At 71.6% G+C, this 2,892-nt stretch carries 3 protein-coding genes; 1 reads left to right on the top strand and 2 read right to left on the bottom strand.

Annotation, left to right across the window (positions count from 1 at the left end):
- Nucleotides 1–38 precede the first annotated feature (38 nt).
- Complete coding sequence (locus tag G6018_RS02450; RefSeq protein WP_182638619.1) at nt 39–1,604, bottom strand: FMN-binding glutamate synthase family protein; 1,566 nt, start codon at nt 1,602–1,604, stop codon at nt 39–41.
- A 165-nt stretch (nt 1,605–1,769) separates the two neighbouring features.
- Between G6018_RS02450 and G6018_RS02455 the strand changes: the two genes are divergently transcribed.
- The gene (locus G6018_RS02455; protein ID WP_182638620.1) at nt 1,770–2,600 is read left to right on the top strand and encodes an acyl-ACP thioesterase domain-containing protein; all 831 of its coding nucleotides are present in this window, start codon (nt 1,770–1,772) and stop codon (nt 2,598–2,600) included.
- Nucleotides 2,601–2,615: 15 nt separating this feature from the next.
- On the opposite strand, the gene G6018_RS02460 is transcribed toward G6018_RS02455, so the two are convergent.
- Nucleotides 2,616–2,892: glycerate kinase (locus G6018_RS02460; protein ID WP_182638621.1), on the bottom strand; the 277-nt coding region annotated here is incomplete at its 5' end.

The raw sequence follows: 2,892 nt of genomic DNA on the forward strand, positions 1-2,892 counted from the left end.
GGCGGGGCGGGGTGGAGCAGGGTCGGGGAGGGGTGTGGTCAGAGCCCGGGGGGCGTGTAGGCGGCGGTGTGCTCGGCCGCGCCGCTCGCGGTCATGAGGTCGGTGATCCGGCGGATGTCGGCCGGGCCGGGCAGTCCCCACCCGGGTCGGTATCCGTAGATCTCCGCGAGCGTCGTCGAGTCCCGGGTGCCGTTGGCCAGCTCCACGTCCTCGGGCCCGATCAGTGACGGGTGGGGCACGCCGACGGCGCCGGAGATCTTGACGAGATCGCGTCGCAGCGACCGGATGTAGGCCGCGCACCGCACGGCCTTGTTCGTGGGGTCCACTCCTCGGACCAGCCACGGGTTCTGGGTGGCCACCCCGGTGGGGCAGCGGTCGGTGTGGCACTTCTGGGCCTGGATGCAGCCGATGGAGAGCATGGCCTCGCGGCCGACCGCGATCATGTCCGCACCGAGCGCGAACGCGACCGCCGCGTTCTCGGGGATGCCCAGCTTGCCGGAGCCCACGAACACCACGTCGTCGGTCAGTCCGGCCTCGGCGAAGACCCGGTAGACGCGGGAGAATCCCAACCGGAACGGCAGTGACACCGCGTCGGTGAAGACGAGCGGGGCGGCGCCGGTGCCACCCTCGCCACCGTCGATGGTGATGAAGTCGACGCCGCGCTCCCGCGGGATCATCGCGGCGGCCAGCTGCTCCCAGAAGTCCAGCTCGCCGACCGCGGATTTGATGCCCACCGGCAGGCCGGTGCGCTCGGCGATCTCCTCCACCAGGTCGAGCATGGAGTCCACGTCGTGGAAGGCGGTGTGCCGGGACGGGCTCGCACACTCGCGGTCGGTGGGGATGCCGCGGATCCGCCCGATCTCCGCCGTGACCTTGGCCGCGGGCAGCAGGCCGCCCAGTCCGGGTTTGGCGCCCTGGCTGAGCTTGATCTCGATCGCCCGGATCGGGTGCTTCTCGGTGAGGGCCACCAGAGCGTCGATGTCGAATCGGCCTTCGGCGTCGCGGACCCCGAAGTAGGCGGTGCCGATCTGGAAAACCAGGTCACCGCCCTTCTGGTGGTACGGGCTCAGCCCGCCCTCGCCCGTGTTGTGCAGAGCGCCCGCGAGAGCGGCGCCGCGGTTGAGGGCCTCGACAGCAGGGGCCGACAGCGCGCCGTAGCTCATCCCCGAGATCGACACCAGGGACTCGGGGCGGAACGCGCGGGCCCGGCCGCGGGCGGCGCCGAGGACCTTGGCCGGTGGGAGTTGGATCTGCTCGGCGGAGTGCGCGTGGGCCGACACCGTCACCCCGGCGAACGTGCGCGGCTTGACGATCGGGTAACCCTCGAGGAACTCGATGTTGTTGTCCGTGCCGAACCCGAACGTGGTGGCCCGTCCCTCCGCCGACTCCTGGATCCAGGCACGTTGGTCCCGGGTGAACGGCCGCTCCTCGTTGTTGCCCGCCACGATGTACTGGCGCAGTTCGGGACCGATGGAGCTCAGGGCCATCCGCGCGTGCCCCAGGACGGGGAAGGTCCGCAGGATCGGGTACCTGGTCTGTCTCAGGTCCGAGGCCGCGACGGCGGCCAGGGCGGCGACGGGGGCGCCGAGGAGCCACTTGCGCATGTCGACCTCCGGGGTCTGTCGGTGTCCCCATCATGGACCACCCGTCACCCGGCGTGCCCGGGACCGCCGCGCGGTGGGAGTACGTCTACAGTGGCCGGACCGTCGCGGGATACCGGAAGGGCGCGACGCGCCCGCCCGGACCGGACACGCGAGAGGACCATATAGATGACCGACCCAGTGCAGGATGACGGCCCGCAACCGCTTCCCCCTCCACCCTCGGCCGGATCGGGCTACTCCACCTCCCGCACGGTGCGAACGGGCGAGGTCGATCCCCTGCGCCGGCTGCGGTTGGACAGCATCGCCCGGTTCCTCCAGGACGTGGCGGGCGACGATCTCGAGGCCACCGGTCACGCCCGGACCGACCCGTACTGGATCGTCCGGCGGACCGTGATCGACGTGATCGAGCCGATCTCCTGGCCGGCCACCGTCCACCTCCAGCGCTGGTGCTCCGGACTGTCCACCAGGTGGGCGAACATGCGGGTGCGCCTGACGGCGGAGCACCGGGACGGCCCCGACGACGACGGGCCGCGACCCGACGGACTGGTGGAGACCGAGGCGTTCTGGATCAACGTCAACGCCCACGGCGTGCCCGCCCGCATCAGCGACGAGGGCTTCGCCACCCTCTCGGCGACCACGGAGACCCACCGCCTGCGGTGGGCCGCCATGACCACGCCCCCGCCCGTCGGGTCCACCGGACAGGATCTACCGGAGGACCGGCCCCACATCCTCCGCAGCACGGATTTCGACCTGCTCCAGCACGTCAACAACGCCGCCTACCTCGACGCCGTCGAGGACGAGCTCATGGATCACCAGGACCTGCTGAGGCAGCGCCACCGCGTCGTGATCGAGTACTCGCACCCCGTGGTCCCGGGGTCGTCGATGACGATCCGGCGTCGGCGGACCGGACACCGGTTGCAGATGTGGATGACGGTGGACGACCGCGTCGCGGCGACGGTGACCGTCACGGGTCAGCCGGACGCCCGGCAGGAGAGCTAGGCGAGCGGACGATCGTCAGGGCAGGATGCGCGAGACGACCTCCGCGGCCACGTCCTCCAACAGCGCGCCCGCGTTGGCCATCGACCTGGCCAGGTCCGGCTCCCGCTCGGTGAGGGCGGCCGCGGCCGCGAACCCGGCCTCCGCCACGCGGTCGGCACCCAGGTCCAGCCGTCCGCACACGGCCACCACCGGCACGGCGTGCGAGCGACACAGCGCCGCCACACCCATGGGGGTCTTGCCGTGCATCGTCTGGTCGTCGAGCCGGCCCTCGCCGGTCACCACCAGGTCGGCA

Source organism: Dietzia sp. DQ11-44, assembly GCF_014145205.1.
In the GTDB taxonomy this organism is placed as follows: Bacteria; Actinomycetota; Actinomycetes; order Mycobacteriales; family Mycobacteriaceae; genus Dietzia; species Dietzia natronolimnaea.